The sequence below is a fragment of the Aureimonas phyllosphaerae genome, from assembly GCF_047943035.1.
Classification (GTDB): domain Bacteria; phylum Pseudomonadota; class Alphaproteobacteria; order Rhizobiales; family Rhizobiaceae; genus Aureimonas; species Aureimonas phyllosphaerae.
In genome coordinates, this window is the sequence record NZ_CP181348.1 from 1,652,754 (window position 1) to 1,669,458 (window position 16,705).

14 protein-coding genes and 1 pseudogene are annotated in these 16,705 nt (G+C 69.0%); 4 read left to right on the forward strand and 11 right to left on the reverse strand.

What is annotated here, in order from left to right; translation table 11 throughout:
* Positions 1–422: 422 nt before the first annotated feature.
* Positions 423–632 carry a cold-shock protein gene (locus ACLNGM_RS07705; protein WP_055890979.1) on the reverse strand — a complete coding sequence of 70 codons (210 nt, stop codon included), beginning with the start codon at positions 630–632 and terminating at the stop codon, positions 423–425.
* 326 nt (positions 633–958) lie between these two features.
* On the opposite strand from ACLNGM_RS07705, the gene ACLNGM_RS07710 reads away from it, so the two are divergent.
* Both ACLNGM_RS07710 and ACLNGM_RS07715 read left to right on the forward strand, forming a co-directional pair.
* Complete coding sequence (locus ACLNGM_RS07710; protein ID WP_416357837.1) at positions 959–2,779, forward strand: glycoside hydrolase family 15 protein; 1,821 nt, start codon at positions 959–961, stop codon at positions 2,777–2,779.
* 127 nt (positions 2,780–2,906) lie between these two features.
* Positions 2,907–4,103: a diguanylate cyclase domain-containing protein gene (locus ACLNGM_RS07715; RefSeq protein WP_416357838.1), complete on the forward strand. Its 1,197-nt coding sequence runs from the start codon at positions 2,907–2,909 to the stop codon at positions 4,101–4,103.
* Between the two features lie 46 nt (positions 4,104–4,149).
* Here ACLNGM_RS07715 and ACLNGM_RS07720 read toward each other — a convergent pair.
* From ACLNGM_RS07720 to oiaX, 5 genes and pseudogenes are all read right to left on the reverse strand, one after another.
* Positions 4,150–4,905: pseudogene (locus ACLNGM_RS07720) on the reverse strand (ABC transporter ATP-binding protein); the annotation flags it as partial.
* The gene (locus tag ACLNGM_RS07725) at positions 4,902–5,906 is read right to left on the reverse strand and encodes a FecCD family ABC transporter permease (protein WP_416358408.1); all 1,005 of its coding nucleotides are present in this window, start codon (positions 5,904–5,906) and stop codon (positions 4,902–4,904) included. The pseudogene ACLNGM_RS07720 and the gene ACLNGM_RS07725, both read right to left, overlap by 4 nt.
* 32 nt (positions 5,907–5,938) lie before the next feature.
* Complete coding sequence (locus tag ACLNGM_RS07730) at positions 5,939–6,967, reverse strand: ABC transporter substrate-binding protein (protein ID WP_416357839.1); 1,029 nt, start codon at positions 6,965–6,967, stop codon at positions 5,939–5,941.
* A 122-nt stretch (positions 6,968–7,089) separates the two neighbouring features.
* Positions 7,090–8,415: a four-carbon acid sugar kinase family protein gene (locus tag ACLNGM_RS07735; protein ID WP_416357840.1), complete on the reverse strand. Its 1,326-nt coding sequence runs from the start codon at positions 8,413–8,415 to the stop codon at positions 7,090–7,092.
* Between the two features lie 4 nt (positions 8,416–8,419).
* Positions 8,420–9,697, reverse strand: coding sequence for a 3-oxo-isoapionate-4-phosphate decarboxylase OiaX (gene oiaX, locus ACLNGM_RS07740; RefSeq protein ID WP_416357841.1), 1,278 nt, complete (start codon positions 9,695–9,697; stop codon positions 8,420–8,422).
* 117 nt (positions 9,698–9,814) lie between these two features.
* Here oiaX and ACLNGM_RS07745 point away from each other — a divergent pair, with 117 nt between their 5' ends.
* Entirely contained in the window at positions 9,815–10,528 is a 714-nt protein-coding gene (locus ACLNGM_RS07745) for a transcriptional regulator NanR (protein WP_416357842.1), read from the forward strand.
* Here the strand turns inward: ACLNGM_RS07745 and ACLNGM_RS07750 are convergent.
* From ACLNGM_RS07750 to ACLNGM_RS07770, 5 genes are all read right to left on the reverse strand, one after another.
* Positions 10,516–12,441 carry a hypothetical protein gene (locus ACLNGM_RS07750; RefSeq protein WP_416357843.1) on the reverse strand — a complete coding sequence of 642 codons (1,926 nt, stop codon included), beginning with the start codon at positions 12,439–12,441 and terminating at the stop codon, positions 10,516–10,518. The genes ACLNGM_RS07745 and ACLNGM_RS07750 overlap by 13 nt on opposite strands.
* A gap of 2 nt (positions 12,442–12,443) precedes the next feature.
* Positions 12,444–13,472 carry a Gfo/Idh/MocA family protein gene (locus ACLNGM_RS07755; protein WP_416357844.1) on the reverse strand — a complete coding sequence of 343 codons (1,029 nt, stop codon included), beginning with the start codon at positions 13,470–13,472 and terminating at the stop codon, positions 12,444–12,446.
* A 24-nt stretch (positions 13,473–13,496) separates the two neighbouring features.
* Positions 13,497–14,324 (reverse strand): phosphogluconate dehydrogenase C-terminal domain-containing protein, encoded by an 828-nt coding sequence (locus ACLNGM_RS07760; protein ID WP_416357845.1) that lies wholly within the window; start codon positions 14,322–14,324, stop codon positions 13,497–13,499.
* Positions 14,325–14,406: 82 nt separating this feature from the next.
* The gene (locus ACLNGM_RS07765; RefSeq protein ID WP_090962228.1) at positions 14,407–14,619 is read right to left on the reverse strand and encodes a dodecin; all 213 of its coding nucleotides are present in this window, start codon (positions 14,617–14,619) and stop codon (positions 14,407–14,409) included.
* An 86-nt stretch (positions 14,620–14,705) separates the two neighbouring features.
* A complete protein-coding gene (locus ACLNGM_RS07770) occupies positions 14,706–15,350 on the reverse strand; it encodes a S24 family peptidase (RefSeq protein WP_090962230.1) in 645 nt (214 codons plus the stop codon).
* A gap of 309 nt (positions 15,351–15,659) precedes the next feature.
* Here ACLNGM_RS07770 and ACLNGM_RS07775 point away from each other — a divergent pair, with 309 nt between their 5' ends.
* The gene (locus tag ACLNGM_RS07775) at positions 15,660–16,691 is read left to right on the forward strand and encodes a YihY/virulence factor BrkB family protein (protein ID WP_090962232.1); all 1,032 of its coding nucleotides are present in this window, start codon (positions 15,660–15,662) and stop codon (positions 16,689–16,691) included.
* Positions 16,692–16,705: the final 14 nt, after the last annotated feature.

The window sequence follows — 16,705 nt, forward strand, 5'->3', positions numbered from 1 at the left end:
TGGGAAAACCACGGTTTTCGACGATTATCAGCGATATACTGGTATTGTATCGTTTGAAAGGAAGGCTTGCATAGTTCTGTTGCGGGGTCGGAGGCAGTTAGTCAGAGGAATGTGAGCGCTTTTCATGGCGTGTTCACCAGACCGCTGCGAACAACTTGCAGGCGCAAGTGCGATCACGAGTTCGTCAGGCAACCTCCGTAGTCGGACAAGAAAAAACCCTGCAGCCGGATCGGCGCAGGGTTCGCTCATGTCGGTCGTCGCCCCGTTTCGCCAGTGCATCCGTGGTCGAAGCGGGAAGACGGGAGAAGGTCTAGCGGATCGAGCTTGCTCGAAGCTTGCCTTTCGAAGGAGGCCCGCCGACGGATCGGCGGGGAGATCGGGAAGGCCCGTCCCGGTTCGGGAAGGCCGGACCCCGGATGGGCTCAGAGAGCCTTGAGGTTCTGCGCCGCGAGCTTGCCGGTCTTGCGGTCGGCCACGAGCTCGAAGCTGACCTTCTGGCCGTCGGTCAGGCCATCGAGGCCCGAGCGCTGCACCGCCGTGATGTGCACGAAGGCATCCTGACCTCCGTCATCGGGGGCGATGAAGCCGAAGCCCTTGTCGGAGTTAAACCATTTCACGGTTCCCGTAGCCATGGGGCACCTTTCTACGCAAGCGTTCGTCGGCGGCCTTCCGGCGCGCTCCAGTTTCGAGTATCGCGATGAAACGGGAGAACCGGCACTGCGCCAACGGCGCAAGGCCCAAGCGTCCGGCCATCTTTCGACCATTCCGATATGCCCTCGCCGGACCAAAAAGGCAAGTCGTCGTTACGTCCGGGCGCGGCAATCATTCTTGCCCTGGCCTCGCATGCGCGCGTGTGCCGCAGGATCTTATGTGGCCGCCGAAGCATTCGTGCGGGGATGACCCATGTGCCAACGCCTGCGGCGCGTTCCTGTATCTCGTTCGATCGACCGGAGGTCCCATGCTGAACCGGGTGAAGCCGGCCGAAGACCCCGGCGTCGTGAGGCCCGGGCGGCCGGGCCCCCTGCCGCTCGAAAACTACAGCGCGCTCGGCGACGGTCGCAGCGTCGCCCTCGTCGGGACCGACGGCTCGATCGACTGGTGGTGCGTGCCGAACATGAACTCGGCCCCGATGCTGGATCGCGTCCTCGACGAGAAAAGCGGCGGGTTCTTTTCGCTGACCCCGGTCGGCGAGTTCACGTCGCAACGCGCCTACCGGCCGGACTCCAACGTCCTCGAGACGGTCTTCGAGACGCCGCGCGGGCGCGCGCGCCTCGTGGAGGCGCTGAACAGCGGGTCGGGCGGACGCCTGCCCTGGTGCGAACTGGCGCGCCGGATCGAGGGGCTCGAAGGCGAGGTCACCTTCGAGATGCGCCTCGTCTTCGGCACGCAGGCCGACACGATCTGCCCGTTCCTCTACACCAACGCCAATGCTACCACCTTCCACGCCGGATCGGTGATCGGGCTCCTGCGCGTGAGCGACGGTGTGCAGATCGAGGAGGAGGGCGACAGCGAGATCCGGGGCCACGTCACCGTCGGGGCCGGGGCGCGCGAGATCGTCGCGATCGTGGCCGGCGAGGACGAGCCGCTGGTGGTCGAGGACCCCGAGCGGATCAGCGCCCGCATCGACGTGACCGACAACGAGTGGCGCCAGTGGGCGAACGGCGTGCGCTTCGAGGGATCGTATCGCGCCGAGGTGATGCGCAGCGCGCTGGCGCTGAAGCTCCTTCTCTACTCGCCGACCGGCGCGATCGCCGCAGCCGCCACGACGTCGCTGCCCGAAGGCATCGGCGGCGAAAAGAACTACGACTACCGCTACGCCTGGGTGCGCGACGCGTCCTACACGATCAAGGCCTTCCTGCGTATCGGCGCGATGGCGGAGGCCAAGGGTGCGTTCACCTGGTTGATCAAGCGGCTGGCCGAGCATGGCGCGCTCGTCTGCTACACGCTGGAAGGCGAGCGCCTGCCGGCCGAGGAGACCGTGATCGACCTGCCGGGTTATCGCGGCAGCCGTCCCGTTCGACGCGGCAATCAGGCGGCGGGACAGCACCAGCACGGCATCTACGGCGACATCTTCGAGACCGCCGCGCGCTTCGTCGCGGGCGGGCATGTCCTCGATCCGCGCAGCGCCTCTGTCCTGGCGGGCGTCGCCGACCGGTGCGCGGAGACCTGGCGCCAGCCGGACTCAGGCATCTGGGAACTGTCCGAGCGCCGCCACTATACGATGTCGAAGATCAGCGCATGGCAGGCGCTCGCCCGCGCCGTGGAACTGGCCGACGGCGGCCACATCCCCTCGACCTGCCGCGAGCGCTGGGCGCGCTCGCGCGACCGGATCGCCGAATGGGTGGACGCCAACTGCTGGTCCGAGCGCGATCAGGCCTATGTCATGGTTCCCGGCGAGAGCGGCCTCGACGCCTCGCTAGCGCTCGCCGTCCGCTTCGGTTTCGACGGCCGCGAGCGGCTGGAAAAGACGCTCCGCGCGCTCGACCGGCGCCTGCGCAAGGGCCTGTTCCACTATCGCTACCACGGCGTCGAGGACCACGAGGGCTGCTTTCTCGCCTGCACCTTCTGGATCATCGAGGGTCTGGCGCTCCTCGGCCACCGCGACGAGGCGCGCCTGCGCTTCGACGAGGTTCTCACGGCACTGGGAGATCGGGGGGCGGGCATCCTGGCGGAGATGGTCGATCCCGAGACGCTCGCCTATCTCGGCAACATGCCGCAGGGCCTCAGCCATCTCGCCTTGATTCAGACCGCCGCGACGCTCGACGGCTGCGCCCTCTGACGGCGCCGCTCGTCGAGCTTCCCTAGAGGCAACGAAAGATTAGCGCGCCGCCGCTAGGGTCCGGGACCGAATCACCGGACCACCATCCAGCCGCGCGAGCCATGACCCGCGCGGTTCAGGGCGCGTCATGACGGCACTCGACCTCGGAACCGTCCTGGTTCTGCACAAGACCTCGCTGCTGGCAGGAGCCGGCGGGCTTCTCCTGCCGTGGCTCGGCGGCGGGCGCCCGCGCGGCGTCGGCGCCCTCGCGGTCGGGTACCTCCTTCTCGCGCTCGGCGCCTTTCTCGCTGGGCTCGGCGAGTTCGGTGCGATCAGCGCCGAGACGTGGCGCAGCAGCAGCCTCGCCCTCGGGGTCTTCGCCTATACGCTGATCTATTGCGGCATCCGCCGGCTCGACCGCCCCGCCGGGCGTACGCTCTGGCTCCTGGCGGCGTCTCCCGTGGTCCTCGCCGTAGGCCTCCTGACCCCCGTCTTCGACGACAACACCCTGCGCGCCTCCGCCTTCCACGCGGTGGCGGCCTTGGCCGGACTGGCATCGGCCGTCTCGCTGATCCGGGGCGGCCGGCGCGAGCGGCTCGCCTCGCGCGCGCCGCTCGCCTTCGCGCTCGGCGCCTGCGGGCTGGTCTACGGCATCCAGTTCCCGTTGATCGCGCTCGGCTTCAGTTCGCCCGGCTCGATCGCGATCGGGTTCGCCGTGACGATGATGCTGAACTTCTCGATCGCCGCGCTCGTCGTGTCCTTCGTGCGCGAGCGCGGCGAGGAAACCGAGCGCCGGCGTTCGGTGACGGACGCGCTCACCGGCGTTCTCAACCGCCACGGATTTCGCGATGCGGTGCCCGATTTCGTGCCCGAGGGCGCGGCGATGCTCCTTCTCGATCTCGACCACTTCAAGTCGATCAACGACCGCTTCGGCCATGCCGGGGGCGATGTCGTGCTGACGCGCCTGTCGCGCATCGTGGAAGCGTGCCTTGAGCCCGGCGAAATCCTCGCGCGGCTCGGCGGCGAGGAGTTCGTCGTGTTCCTCCCCCATGGCGGTGGCCGAGCGGGGGACCTCGCCGAGACGGTGCGCATACGGTTGGCTGATGCCGTGATCGACTGGCGCGGCGAGCGTATCGCGGTCAGCACCAGCGTCGGCGTGGCGCATGCCTCGCCGCGAAGGAGCGAAGGCCGAGAGGCGCTTCTCGCCTGTGCCGATGCCGCGCTCTACCGCGCCAAGCGGCTCGGCCGGAACCGGGTGGAGATCGACGGCGCCGCGCTGTCGGACGATGCGGAGCGACCATCCGCTTCCTGGCAGGGCGTCACACCGCACTTCGCGCCGGGCTGAGCGACCGCGGCGTCTGCCCGTCATCGCGTCGAACGGTGCCGTGCGGAAGGAAATGGATGTGCGGGCGGGCGTGATGCGGCGAGGTCTCGACGCGCGCCTCGACCGCGAAGACCTCGCGCAGAAGACTTTCCGTCAGCACCTCGTCCGGCGTGCCGTCGGCGACCACACGACCGCGATCGAGGATCAGCAACCGGTCGCAGAACATCGCCGCATGGTTGAGGTCGTGCAGCGAGACGATGCAGGTCATCGACAGGCTGGAGACGAGTTGCAGGAGACTGATCTGGTGCTGGATGTCGAGGTGGTTCGTCGGCTCGTCGAGGAGAAGCTCGGTCGGCGTCTGGGCAAGGGCGCGCGCGATATGGGTGCGCTGGCGCTCGCCGCCGGACAGGGCATGCCAGCGCTCGTGGCGCTTCGACGAGAGTCCGGCCCGCCGCAGCGCCTCGTCCAGCGCCGCCTCATCCGCGCCGGTCCAGCCCGAGAAGGGCGAGCGGTGCGGAAAGCGGCCGAGCCGCACGACGTCGATCACCTTGAGGTCGGCGCTGGTGGCCGCATACTGCTCGACGAAGGCGACGCGCCTGGCGAGCGAGCGCCGTCCGAGCCGCGCGATGTCGGCGCCGTCGAGCCGGACGGTGCCCTGGTGCGGGCGCCGAAGGCCGGCGAGAAGGCGCAGAAGAGATGTCTTGCCTGAACCGTTGGGTCCGAGCAGTCCCAGCACCTTGCCGGGCTCGGCCGCCAGGGAGACGCCGTCCACGACGGTCCGCCCGCCGATCCGCCAGGTGAGATGGTCGGCGACGATGCTCATGCGGGCCGTTGCAGGCGATAGAGGATGACCGAGAAGAAGGGTACGCCGACCAGCGCTGTGACGACACCGATCGGCAGGACCTGCTGCGGGATCAGGACGCGCGAGGCGATGTCGGCGAGCACCATGAAGACCGCGCCGATCAGCGCGCAGGCCGGCAGCAGACGGACATGCAGCGGCCCGACGAGGAAGCGGGCGGCATGGGGGACGACGAGCCCGACGAACCCGATCGAGCCGACCATGCTGACGATCGTCGCGGTCATCACCGCGATCAGCGAGAAGAGGACAAGGCGCGTGCGTCCGACATGCACGCCCATCGCGGCGGCTGCCTCGTCGCCGAAGGCGAAGGCGTCGAGGACCCGCGAGTGCAGGAGGCAGGCGACGAGGCCCGCGCCGACCACGACCGACACCAGCGCGAATTCGGGCCAGCGCACGCCCCCGAAGCTTCCGAGGAGCCAGAACATCACGTCGCGCGCCTGCTGCGCGTTGCCGGATGTGGTGACGACGTAGGACGTCGCCGCGTTGAAGAGCTGCGAGGCGGCGACGCCCGCGAGGATCGTCCGATCCGCCCCGCCGCGCGTGCCGCCGGACAGGAGAGCCACGAACAGGAATGCGGCGAAGGCGCCGAGAAAGGCGCCCGCCGACAGGGACACGGCGCCCGATCCGAGGCCGAGGATCACCACCGCAACGGCCCCGGTCGATGCGCCGGCGGAGATGCCGAGGACGTAGGGCTCGGCCAGAGGGTTGCGCAAAAGCGCCTGCATGATGGCGCCCGACAGGGCGAGGCCCGCGCCGCAGAAGGCGGCGACCAGCGCGCGGCTGAGGCGATAGTCCCAGATCACCGTCTCGTGGATGCGGCTGATCTCGACCGCGGTCCAGCCGAGGCGGTTCGTCAGCGCCGCAAGCGTCGTCGTCAGGGGAATGGGAAGATCGCCGATCCCGACGCTGACGCCCACCGCCAGTGCGATCACGGCGAGCGCGGCAAGGACGAGCGTGGCGGGCAGGGCGCCGCGGCCAAGCGCGCCGGACAGGACCGTCACTTGCGCAGACCGAGGGCCTTCAGCTGCTCGGCCACCTGTTCCGCCCCGTAGATCGTGCGGATCGTCGGGTTCATCGCCTGTCCGTCCATCACGACGATCGCCTTGTTGCGGACCGCCTTCATCTGGCTGGTCGCGGGATCGGAGTTGAGGAACGCGATCTTGGCCTCCGGCTTGTCGAGTTCCCAGCGGTTGCGGTCGAGGCCGGCGACGACGATCACGTCGGGATCGGCGGCGATGATGCTCTCCCAGCCGAGCGTCGGCCATTCCGCTTCGGTCTGGATGGCGTTGGTGCCGCCGAGGAGATCGGCGATGAAGCCGGACGCGCCGTTGCGGCCGCCGAGATAGGCGTCGGCGGTCGGCGACGGGCTGGAGAACCAGAACACGTAAGTGAGCTTGCGCCCGTCCTCGGCGGGCGCGGACGCCCGGAGGGCCGCCTCGCGCGCCTTGAAGTCGGCGATGAGGGCTGCGCCGCGGTCCTGCACGTCGAAGATCTGCGCAAGTTCCTCGATCTCCTCGTAGAGGAGGTCCATGTTCCACAGGTTCGCGCGGGCACCGTAGGCGTCGGTGCCCTCCTTGCGCTCGAGGCAGGTCGAGGGCGAGAGGTGGGAGGGGACGCCGACCTTTTCGAAGTCCTCGCGCTTGGCGACCTTGCTCTCCGGTCCGAGCAGCGTCGGCAGGGCGGCCGCGACGAAATCGGGGTTCTCGGCGAGGATCGATTCGAAGGTCGGGAACTCCACCGCCAGGAGCTTCACCTTGACATTGGCCTCGGCGAGCTGCGGCAGGACCTTGCTCGGCCAGAAGGCGGTGCCGGCCATGCGGTCCTCGAGGCCGAGGAGGAGCATGATCTCCGCGCTGTTCTGCCCGAGGCCGATCGCCCGCTGCGGCGCCTTCTCGACCGTGACGGCCTCGCCGCAATTCTCGATCGTCAGCGGATACTGCGTCGGCTCCGCATGCGCGCTTCCGTTCGTCAGTCCGAGGCCCACAAGCAGGAACGAGGCGGCAAGGAGCTGTTTCGGGAGAGCCACGGGAGGTCGTCCTATATGGGGATCAGGTTGATGCCCGGCTGAGTACTCTTCGCCGCTCGTTGAAACAAGACGTCACGTGTCAGCTTTTACTGCGCGCACCCCGTTGTTCTCTTCGAACGATTCTAAACTCCATCGCGGATGCGCGAGAAGTAGTTGTCGCCGCCGACCTGTCCGCCCTTCAGCGCGATCTCCAGACCGTCGAAGGCGGGATCGTCGCTATGCGCGAGCGCCACCGGCGAGCCCGGCGTGTCGGGCAGCGGCAGGCGGGTCGTGAGTGCGTGAACGCCGAGCTGGCGCAGGGCATGGCTCGAGGTGTCGCCGCCTGCGATCACCGCGCGGCGCAGGCCCAGCCTGCGCACGAGACCCGCCTGCAGGCGTCCAAGGCCACGCCCGATCGCATGACGCGCGCCCTCCGTGCCCGACAGTTCCGGCCCTAGGTCGCTGTCCGGCCCCATCGCGGTGTGGACGATCACCGAGCGGCCGGCGCTCAAGGCATCCGCGGCGCGCGCCTCCACCTTTTCGATCGCCGACGTATCGCCGGATACGAAGGCACGCGGATCGAAGGCGATCGGCTCGAAGCCGTTGTCGCCCGCATGCCGGATCTGGCGCTCGGTGGTCGGGGAGCAGCTGCCGGAGACGACCGCGATGCGATCGGCCGGCGGCAGGGGCGCGAAGGCGGCTGGTTCGGCAAGGCGGCCGGTCGTCATCCAGTGGGCGGCCAAAGCGTATTCGACGCCCGACGAGCCGATCGCGAAGCGGCAGCCGGCCTCCGCCAGTCGCTCCAGCTGGCGGCCCGCTGCAGCCTGCGTCGCGGCGTCGAGGACATCGATGAGGACGAGGCCCGGATCGTCGCGGAGGATCGCGTCGAGCCTGATATCGGCGTCGCCCGCCAGAAGCGCCACGGCATCGAGGAGGGCGACAGGAAGCGGCGTCTGCTCCGTCAGATGCCGGCGAAGGTCGGCCTCCCGCATCGGCGTCACCGGGTGCCGGCTCATCACGGGATGGCGGTCGATCCGGAACGTCTCGCCGCGGTAGGCGGCGAAGAGGTTTGCGAATGCGGTCCAGCGCTTCAGCTGCGGCGCGCCGACGACGAGGGGCACCGGCCGGCCGCCGAAGACGGCACGCCCTATCTCGGCGGCTCGACCGATCGAGCCGATGGCGGGGCTGGAATCGAAGGTCGAGCAGATCTTGTAGTGGGTGATCGCGGCGCCGCGCGCCTTGAGCCACTCGAAGACGCCCGGCAGGTTCGCGTCCATCCAGTCCGGCGTCTCGCTGCGACTGGTGCCGGCAACGCCGATGGCTCTCGCGTCCGGAAAGCGGGCGAGCTGCGCATCGGTCGGCAGGTCGGTGAAGAGCACGGTCTCGATCCCGCGCATCGCCAGCGATTCCATCACGTCGGTCGATCCGGTGAGGTCGTCGCCGTAGAAGGCGATCAGCGGCGTCGTCATCGCGTCAGGCTCCCTTGGCGTCCGGCCCGCCGAAGGCCCGGATCGAGGCGGCAAGTTCCGGATGGTCGGCGGCGTAGGCATCGAGATCGACACCCGCGACCGCCGCCTCCCAGGCCTGGCGCACGGCGCGCACGCCGGCGGCCGGACCCATCGGATGGCTGACGACGCCGCCGCCGCAGAGGTAGAGAAGGTCGGTCGAGCCGACCGCGGCGTAGGTCGCCGGTGCCTGTCCGCCCCACTGGCCGGAGCCGACGACCGGCAGCGGTCGGTCGTCGTCGCGAAACAGCGGACGGCGAAGGGCATGATAGGAGTGCAGGAACGAGGCGTCCGGCTCCCAGTATTTCGCCGCGATCCCGTTGATCTGGAACTGGTCGACGCCGAGAAGCCGCCAGAACGTCTGGTAGACGCGAAAGTCCAGCCCGAGCGAAGGGTGGCGCGTGAGAATGTCCCAGCCGTTGCGGTGCGCGTGCAGCACCAGCCCGGACCGGCGGCGCAGGAAGGCCATGGCGCCCATGCCGATCGAGTTGATGTTGACGATCGCCGCGTTGCCGCCCGCCGCCAGCACGAGGTCGTGGTTGCGCATCATCTCGTCGGGGTCGGTGGCGGTGATCCCGAACGCGACCATGACCTTCTTGCCGGTCCGCTGCTCGTGGTCGAGCACCACCGGCATGATCGCCTTCACGCGCTCGGCGAGCGGCGAATAGGCTGGGCTCATCAGCTTCTCGTCGTCCTTGATGAAGTCGACGTCCGCCTCCACGAGTTCCTTGACCATCGCGGCGCTTTCCGGCGGGCGCAGGCCGAGCGCCGGCTTTACGATCGTGCCGATGATCGGGCGCCCGGACACGCCGGTCAGCCGCTTCGATCCCTCGATGCCGAACTGCGGCCCCGGCCAGGCCTCGCCGAAGGCCGGCGGCAGCCGGATGTCCGTCACGCGGATGCCGCTGAAGCCCTTGATCGAAAAGACGCCGCCGATGGCGATGGTCATCAGCGCGGCGAGATCCGTGCCGATCGCCTCCATCGGAAAGGCGATGTCGGCCTCGCTGCAGCGGAACGAGCGGGGCGCGGCCAGATCGTCGTGCGAGCGACCGAAGGCGGGTTCCTCGACCGGCTCGAGCGGGCGCACGGCGAGAACGCGGGCGGCGACGCGGGCTTTCAGCTCCGGCGTCTCGCCGGGCAGCGGCACGAAGGTGCCTGTGGACTGGTCGCTCGCAATCTTCTCGGCCAGCTTCTCGACGCTGCCGGGTGTCTCGATCCGGTAGGTCAGGACGATGTCGTCGCTCATGGGCAGAAAAGCCTGTTCGGAAAGGAAACCACGCGACGGCTCGCGAGATCTGGTATCATCGGCATACCAGTTTTGCGCGGCCGCTTCGGGCGGACGGATGTGTGGGGAGCGTCAGCCATGGTCCAGCCGAGCGAGCCGATCGTCCGCCGCAAGCTGTCCGACGAGGTCTACGAGCGCCTCAAGTCGATGATCACGACGGGCGAACTGAAGACCGGCGACCAGATGCCGTCCGAGCGTGAACTGATGGAGCGCTTCGGCGTCGGCCGGCCGGCGATCCGCGAGGCGATGCAGGCGCTGAACGGGCTGGGGCTCGTCGCGATCTCGCACGGCGAGCGGGCCAAGGTCCTCAGCCTTACCCCGCGCTCCCTGTTCGGGCAGGTCGACCGCGCGGCCGAGATCATGCTGACCACCTCGCCCGGCGCGCTCGACCATCTGAAGGAGGCGCGCATCTTCTTCGAGCGCGGCATCGTCCGGCAGGCGGCGGAGCGGGCAGGCGATGCCGACGTCGAGGCGCTGGGCGCGCTTCTCGCCGAGCAGCGCGGCGCGCTCGGCGATCCCGAGCGCTTCATCCGCACCGACATGCGCTTCCACGCGCGCATCGCCGCGATCCCCGGCAACCCGATCTTCGAAGCGGTGGCCGAATCCATGCTGGGCTGGCTGCGGCAGTACCACACCGAACTCCTGATCTGGAGCGGCAAGGAGAACGTCACCCTTCTCGAGCACGAGGAGATCGTCGAGGCCATCGCCGGGCGCGACCCAGAGGCCGCGGAAGGCGCCATGGTCCGCCACCTCGAGCGCTCGCGCGACCTCTACCGTCATCAGGGCGCCTGAGGCGAGACGAGGCGCACGACCGCGTAAGGCGGCAGGCGAAGGCCCGTGCCGACGGGCTCGGGCGGCGGCATCTCGCCTCGGCTTGCCGTCTCGAAGGATGTCTCATCCAAGATCGATGCCGCGACCTCCAACCCGAACCCGTCCAGCACGACGTCCCCGTCCTCGGGGCCGAGATTGGCGAGCCAGATCTCGCGGCTGCCATCCGTGCGCAGCGCGGCAAAGCCGTCGACCCTGTCGCGCCGCGTCGATACAAGGTCCAGCCGCGCGGCGCCACTGACGGCCGCAAGACCCCTGGCCGCGTGGAAGGCCGGCACCACGCCGCCGTCCGCCAGCAGCAGCCCGCGCGGGCCCGCAAGGCTCGTCCCGGTCCAGGCTTCGATGCCGGCGCCCTGAAGGCGTGCGGCATAGCCGATCATGAAGGCGGCGCCGAAGAGGCCGCGCGCCCGCGGATCGTCGTCTGCCATTGGAATGCGCCGCCCGTCCGGGTTCGGCATGGTGCGCGAACCGTAGGGGTTCTGGCGCATGCCGATCGTGGTCGGCCCGAGCCGATAGGGCTTGTCCCCGACGAAGGCGCGGGTCGAGCGCGTGATGAACGGGATCGCCTCCAGCGTCTGCATCACCGACAGGTCGTCCGCGGCGTGGACGATCGGGTTGGTCGCGTGGGTGACGAAATCAAGCTCGCCGAGCGGCACGCGCTTGCGGTTCAGCTCGGTGAAATAGGACAGCATGCCGCCGCCAAGCCGCAGGCCCGGAAAGGCGGCGCGGGCGGCGCGGTAGACCTCGTCCAGCGGCGGGCATGCCGGCCAGGCACTGCCCGGCGGCGTCGAGCGCCGGTCGGCCGCGGGGCCGACGACGAGCGTCTGCGGCCGGAAGCCGGCGGCGCGCACACGGCGCGCGGCCTGGTCGAGTTCGCCCGCCGTGTCGCCCTCTCCGGGCACCATGAGTTCGAGGACGGGCTCCACCTTCGGCACGAGCGCGGCGATGCGGGCGAACGCCTCCAGCGCGTCTGAGCCGTGGCCGGCGAGCGGATCGAAGTGAAACAGCAGGAAAGCCGGGGCGAGGCGCGCCAGCCTGTCCGGCCGGGCGAGGATGTCGGCGGTCTCCTCGGGCGCGACGCCCAAGCCGAAGCGCGGCATCGTCTCGCCGAGCGGGGCGCCGAGCCGCACCTCGACCGGCCCGCCGGTCGGCGCGGGCGACGCCGGGACGGCGTCATGCGAGGCGTCGATCGTCAGCGTCACGACCTGCCGGTTCGCGGCCCCATCCGCCATCCGATAGGGCCAGGGCCGGGCGAGGGGGCGGACATAGGTCTTGTACGAGGCATCCGACCAGGCGCGCTGGTCCTCCATCTCGAAGGCGTCACCCTCCATTCGGCACGTCGCGCGAAGGCCGGGCGCCGGATGATGAGCTAGGGCGCGGAGGTCCTGGAACGGCTGCCACGGCTCGATCGCGTCTGGAAACCGCGAGACCTCGCGCGTGCCGTCGGTGTGCTCGACCTCGACCGGCGTTCCCGCGACGCCCTCGATCGGGTGGAGAACGCAGAAGCCGCAGCGGTTGGTCTCGAAATCGCCCTGCGGCACGGCCTCGACGGCAAAGCGGAGCGTTCCGTCCGCGCGGCCCTCGATTTCGGCGGCATAGGCGAGGCGGGTGCCACCCGGCCCCGAAACCTCCGCCCGGTAGCGGACCGTGAAGCGGTCGTCGGCGTCCTCGACGTCGAGATCGAGGATCGGCGGATCGTAGGTTCCCCAGTCCCGGTCGCGCACGACATAGGCGATCGAGCGCAGGACCTCGATGCCGGCGAAGGACACGGCGCGCAGGTTGCCCGACACGAGATCCGCCGTGAGCCGTCCCGCCTGAAGGCGCCGGACTGGGGCGACCGGATCGCACGTTCCGAAGAGCTTCAGCGCGTCCGCCATCGTCAGACCTCGGACGGGTCGAGCGTCGCGCCGCTCGCGGCGCTGCGATAGGCGGCCTCGACGAGGGCGAAGGTCTTCAGGTTGTCGCGGCCCGACGTCGCGGGCTCGGCACCCGCGTGAAGCGTCTCGACCCAGTGGCGCTGGATCAGGGCAACGCTCTCCTGGATGTTGTGCCAGGGGCGCGAGGCCCAGGGGAGGAGCTCCGGCGAGACGTCCTCGTGCCGCGTACCGCTCGGGCCCGTCACCGTCAGGCGGTAGCCCTCGTCGAGGCGGATCGAGCCCGCCGCACCGTCGACCTCGACGAGGGTCTGGGGAAAGCGCTCGGTTTCGAGTTTCGTAGCATAGGAACAGTCCACCACCGACGGGAGGCCCGCCTCGTGGTCGAGGAGCATCGTCGCGACGTCCTCGCCGCGGATGCGAGGATTGACGCGGGCGGTGCGTGCCGTGATCCGGGCGACGTCGCCGAACAGGAAGCGCGCGATGTCGAGGGCATGGATGCCGAGATCCTCGATGATGAAGCGCTCGCCTTCGGCGAGATACGGCTGGCCCGCATAGACGTCGAAGGCTGAGCGGAACGACACGCGGCCGAAGAACGGTGCGCCGATCTCGCCGCTGTCGAGAACGCGCCGCACGGCCTGGATCGGCGACTGCCAGCGGAAGTTCTCGTGGATCATCAGCGGCACGCCGGCGGCTTCGCAGGCGTCCACCATCGCCCGCGCGTCGTCGATCGTCGGCGCGATGGGCTTCTGGCAGACCACCGGGATCTTCATGGAGGCGGCGAGTTCCACCAGCGCCCGGTGACTCGGCGCGGTGGTGGCGATATCGACGAAGTCCGGCTGCACCTCGCGCAGCATCTCCGCCGCATCGGTGAAGCGCCGAGCGATGCCGAACGCCTCGCCCATCTCGGCGAGCCGCGCCTCGTCGCGGTCGCAGATCGCGACGATGGACAGGCCCGGGATGTCGTCCCAGGCGTGCATCTGGTTGCGGGCAAAGAAGCCGCAGCCGATCAGGGCGCCGCGCAGCTCGCTCATGGGTTCGGCTCCGTCGGTTTCGGGTCAGGTGATGCGGCGGATGGAAGCCATCAGCTCGTCCGGCTCGAAGACGCGCTTCCAGTCGTCGCGCATCAGGGCCGGCTTGCCGAACTCGATCGCCTTGTTGCAGGCGTCGGAGAAGACGCCCGGCGTTTCCTCGAAGATCACGGCGCCCAGCACGTTCATGTGCCCGAGCAGGAAGTCGCGGGCGGCCTCCTTCGGCACGCCGCGGCGGACGACTTCGTCCATCGCCTCGCGCATGACGACGAGAAGGCTCGCCGTCACCGTCTCGGAGAGGCCAGGCTCCAGAAGCGCCATCTGCTCCACCGTGATGCGGTGCGAGCGCATGACCGGGGCCCAGATCACCTTGGCGATCTCCTCGCCGAGCGCATAGGCCTCGTCCGGCCCCTGCATCAGCGCCGAGACGATGTGCTGCTTGGCTGCGACGCCGCCGAAGAAGTCGCGCTTGGCCGCCTGTTCGGTCTCGTCGTTGAAGATCGGCGGGTGGCAGGGATGGGTGACGAAGTAGGTGAGGTCGGCACGCTCGGGCAGATGGCCGGCAAACGGCGCCGCGGCGTCGAGAATCATCACCATCGTACCGGGCTTGAGCTTCGCCTCGATGCCGGACAGGACGCGGCCGATCAGGGTGTCGGGCACCGCCAGCACCACGACTTCGGCGCCGTCGAGCGCCTGGTCCTCGTCGACGCAGGTGACGCCGAGTTGGGTGCGCAGCCGCTCGCGGCCCGCGTCCGAACGCTCGACGTGGCGCACGTCGAAGCGCGAGCCCTTGAGATTGCCGGCAAGGCGCGTGCCCATCTTTCCGCCGGCCCCGAACAGGGCAATCGATGTCATGGAGGAACCCCGCATGTTGGAACCCCCATGGCGTCGCATAACGCCGAGAACTCGTCAACTGGTATGACGAGTATCTCTGTGGTCAGGCATCCTCGAGCGTGAAGCCGATCTTCAAGCCGACCTGGTAATGGGCCACCCGGCCGTCCTCGACATGGCCGCGCGTCTCGGTCACCTCAAACCAGCGGATGTTGCGCACCGACTTCGCGGCGTCGGCGATGGCGTTCTCGATCGCCTTCTCGACCGATTCGGGCGACGAGCCGACGACTTCGATGATCTTGTAGGTGTGTTCCGACACGTGGGTCCTCCGAAGGCCAAGTCGCTCGGGCAGGCGAGCGTCCCCTTCTTTCTAGGCGCGCGCGGGGTGGCGCAAAGGGCGCCGCGCTACTGGCTGACCCAGAGGATGCGTGCGATCCACTCGATCTCGGCGAGCGGGAACTGGCGGTCGGGAAACTCGGGATTCACAGAGGCGAGCTCGATGGTGCGCGCCGTCTGGCGCTGGAGCACCTTCACCATGACCTCGCCGCCCTTGGTGCGCACCACCACGCGGTCGCCGCGCCGCACCGGGGCGCCGGGCTTCACCACCACGATGTCGCCGTCGCGGTAGAGCGGCATCATCGACTGCCCCGACACTTCGAGCGCATAGAGCGAATCGTCTGCGCCAGGCAGTTCGACTTCCTCCCAGCCCTGGCCGGCGGGAAAGCCCGCATCGTCGAAATAGCCGCCCGCGCCGGCTTCCGCGCTGCCCAGCAGCGGGACGGAACTTCGCGGCGGCGGAACCGGGCGGATCGATCGCAGGCTCGCCTCCGGGCCGGCGAAGAAGCTCTCCGAACTCGTGCCGGTCGCCTCCAGAACCTTGGCGATCGATTCGGTGGAGGGCCAGCGCGGACGCCCGTCCGGCGCGTTGCGCTTGGACTTGTTGAAGGTCGTAGGATCGAGGCCCGCCTTGCGCGCAAGACCCGACGGCGACATCTTCAGCCGGGCGGCGAGGCCGTCGATCGCGGCCCAGATCCTGTCGTGCGACAGCATGCGGCAAACCTCTCGTTGCGGGAGGGGCGACCCGGTCCGGCCACCGTTCCAAGGAATATAGTCCTCGTTACAATCTGTCTAGGATGCCGCTCCGCCCCTGTCGACAACTTGCGGCGCAAATCAGCGGCACGGGCGACGGGAATTCGAGGTTTTCCACCGCCTAGGTCGATCTTGGGCCGCGGCCCGCGCGTTCGATCTTTCCACCGGGAGAAGGAACGGTTCGCCCGAATGCGGCGTTTCTCGGGGTGAATCGTGGCAGGCGTCCGGCCGACTGCGGGTTCGCGTCGCTGTTACGCGGTGAAGGTTTGAATGAGTTCGATCGGCTTCCGCTTCGCGCCCAATACGACGGAGGAAACGCGCCGACGCGCCAGTGAGCCGGGTCGCGGGCGCGATGCGACGGGTCCGTTCGGCATCCCGTGGGCCGGCTGGAAGGATATCATCGGCCGGCTGTACTACTCGTTCTTCGAAGACCGCGTGATGCTGATCGCGGCGGGGGCGACCTTCTATCTTCTTCTGGCGCTGTTTCCCGCCTTCGCCGTCTTCGTTTCCTTCTACGGCATCGTCGCCAACCCGACCACGATCGCCGACCACATCGCCTTCATCGGTCGCTTCCTGCCGCAGGCGGGCACCGACATCCTCACCTCGCAGCTCGAAAGTCTCGTCTCGCGTGACCCGGCTTCGCTCTCCTTGAGTTTCGTGACGGGCCTTCTGTTCTCGCTCTGGAGCGCCAACAACGGCATCAAGACGCTGTTTGAGGCGATGAACGTCGCCTACGGCGAGCACGAGCAGCGCTCGTTCCTGAAGCTCAACGCGGTCGCCTTCTGCTTCACGATCGGCGCCTTCTTCATTGCCACCATCCTCTTCGTGTCGGTCGGCGTGGTGCCGGCCGTGATGGCGATCGTCGGCGCGCAGAGCTACACCGACGAGCTCGTCGCCGCCGCGCGCTGGCCGGTGGTGTTCGTGGTGATCGTCGGGGCGATCAGCATGATCTACCGCTACGGGCCGAGCCGCAACCGGGCGCGGTGGAGCTGGGTCTTCTTCGGCGCTCTCCTGACGGCGTCGGTCTGGCTCGCCGCCTCGATCGGCTTCTCCTGGTACCTGCGGTCCTTCGCCAACTACTCGGTGACCTACGGTTCGCTCGGCGCGGCGATCGGCTTCATGATGTGGGTCTGGATCTCGTCGATCATCTTCATCGTCGGCGCCGAGGTGAACGCCGAGATGGAGCACCAGACCGCGATGGACACGACCGACGCCCCCGACAAGCCGCTCGGCGAGCGGGGCGCGCGCGTCGCCGACACGATCGGCCGCTCCCTGGCGCGGGAGAAGCGCGAGGGGGCGTGACCCCCTCGGCGATC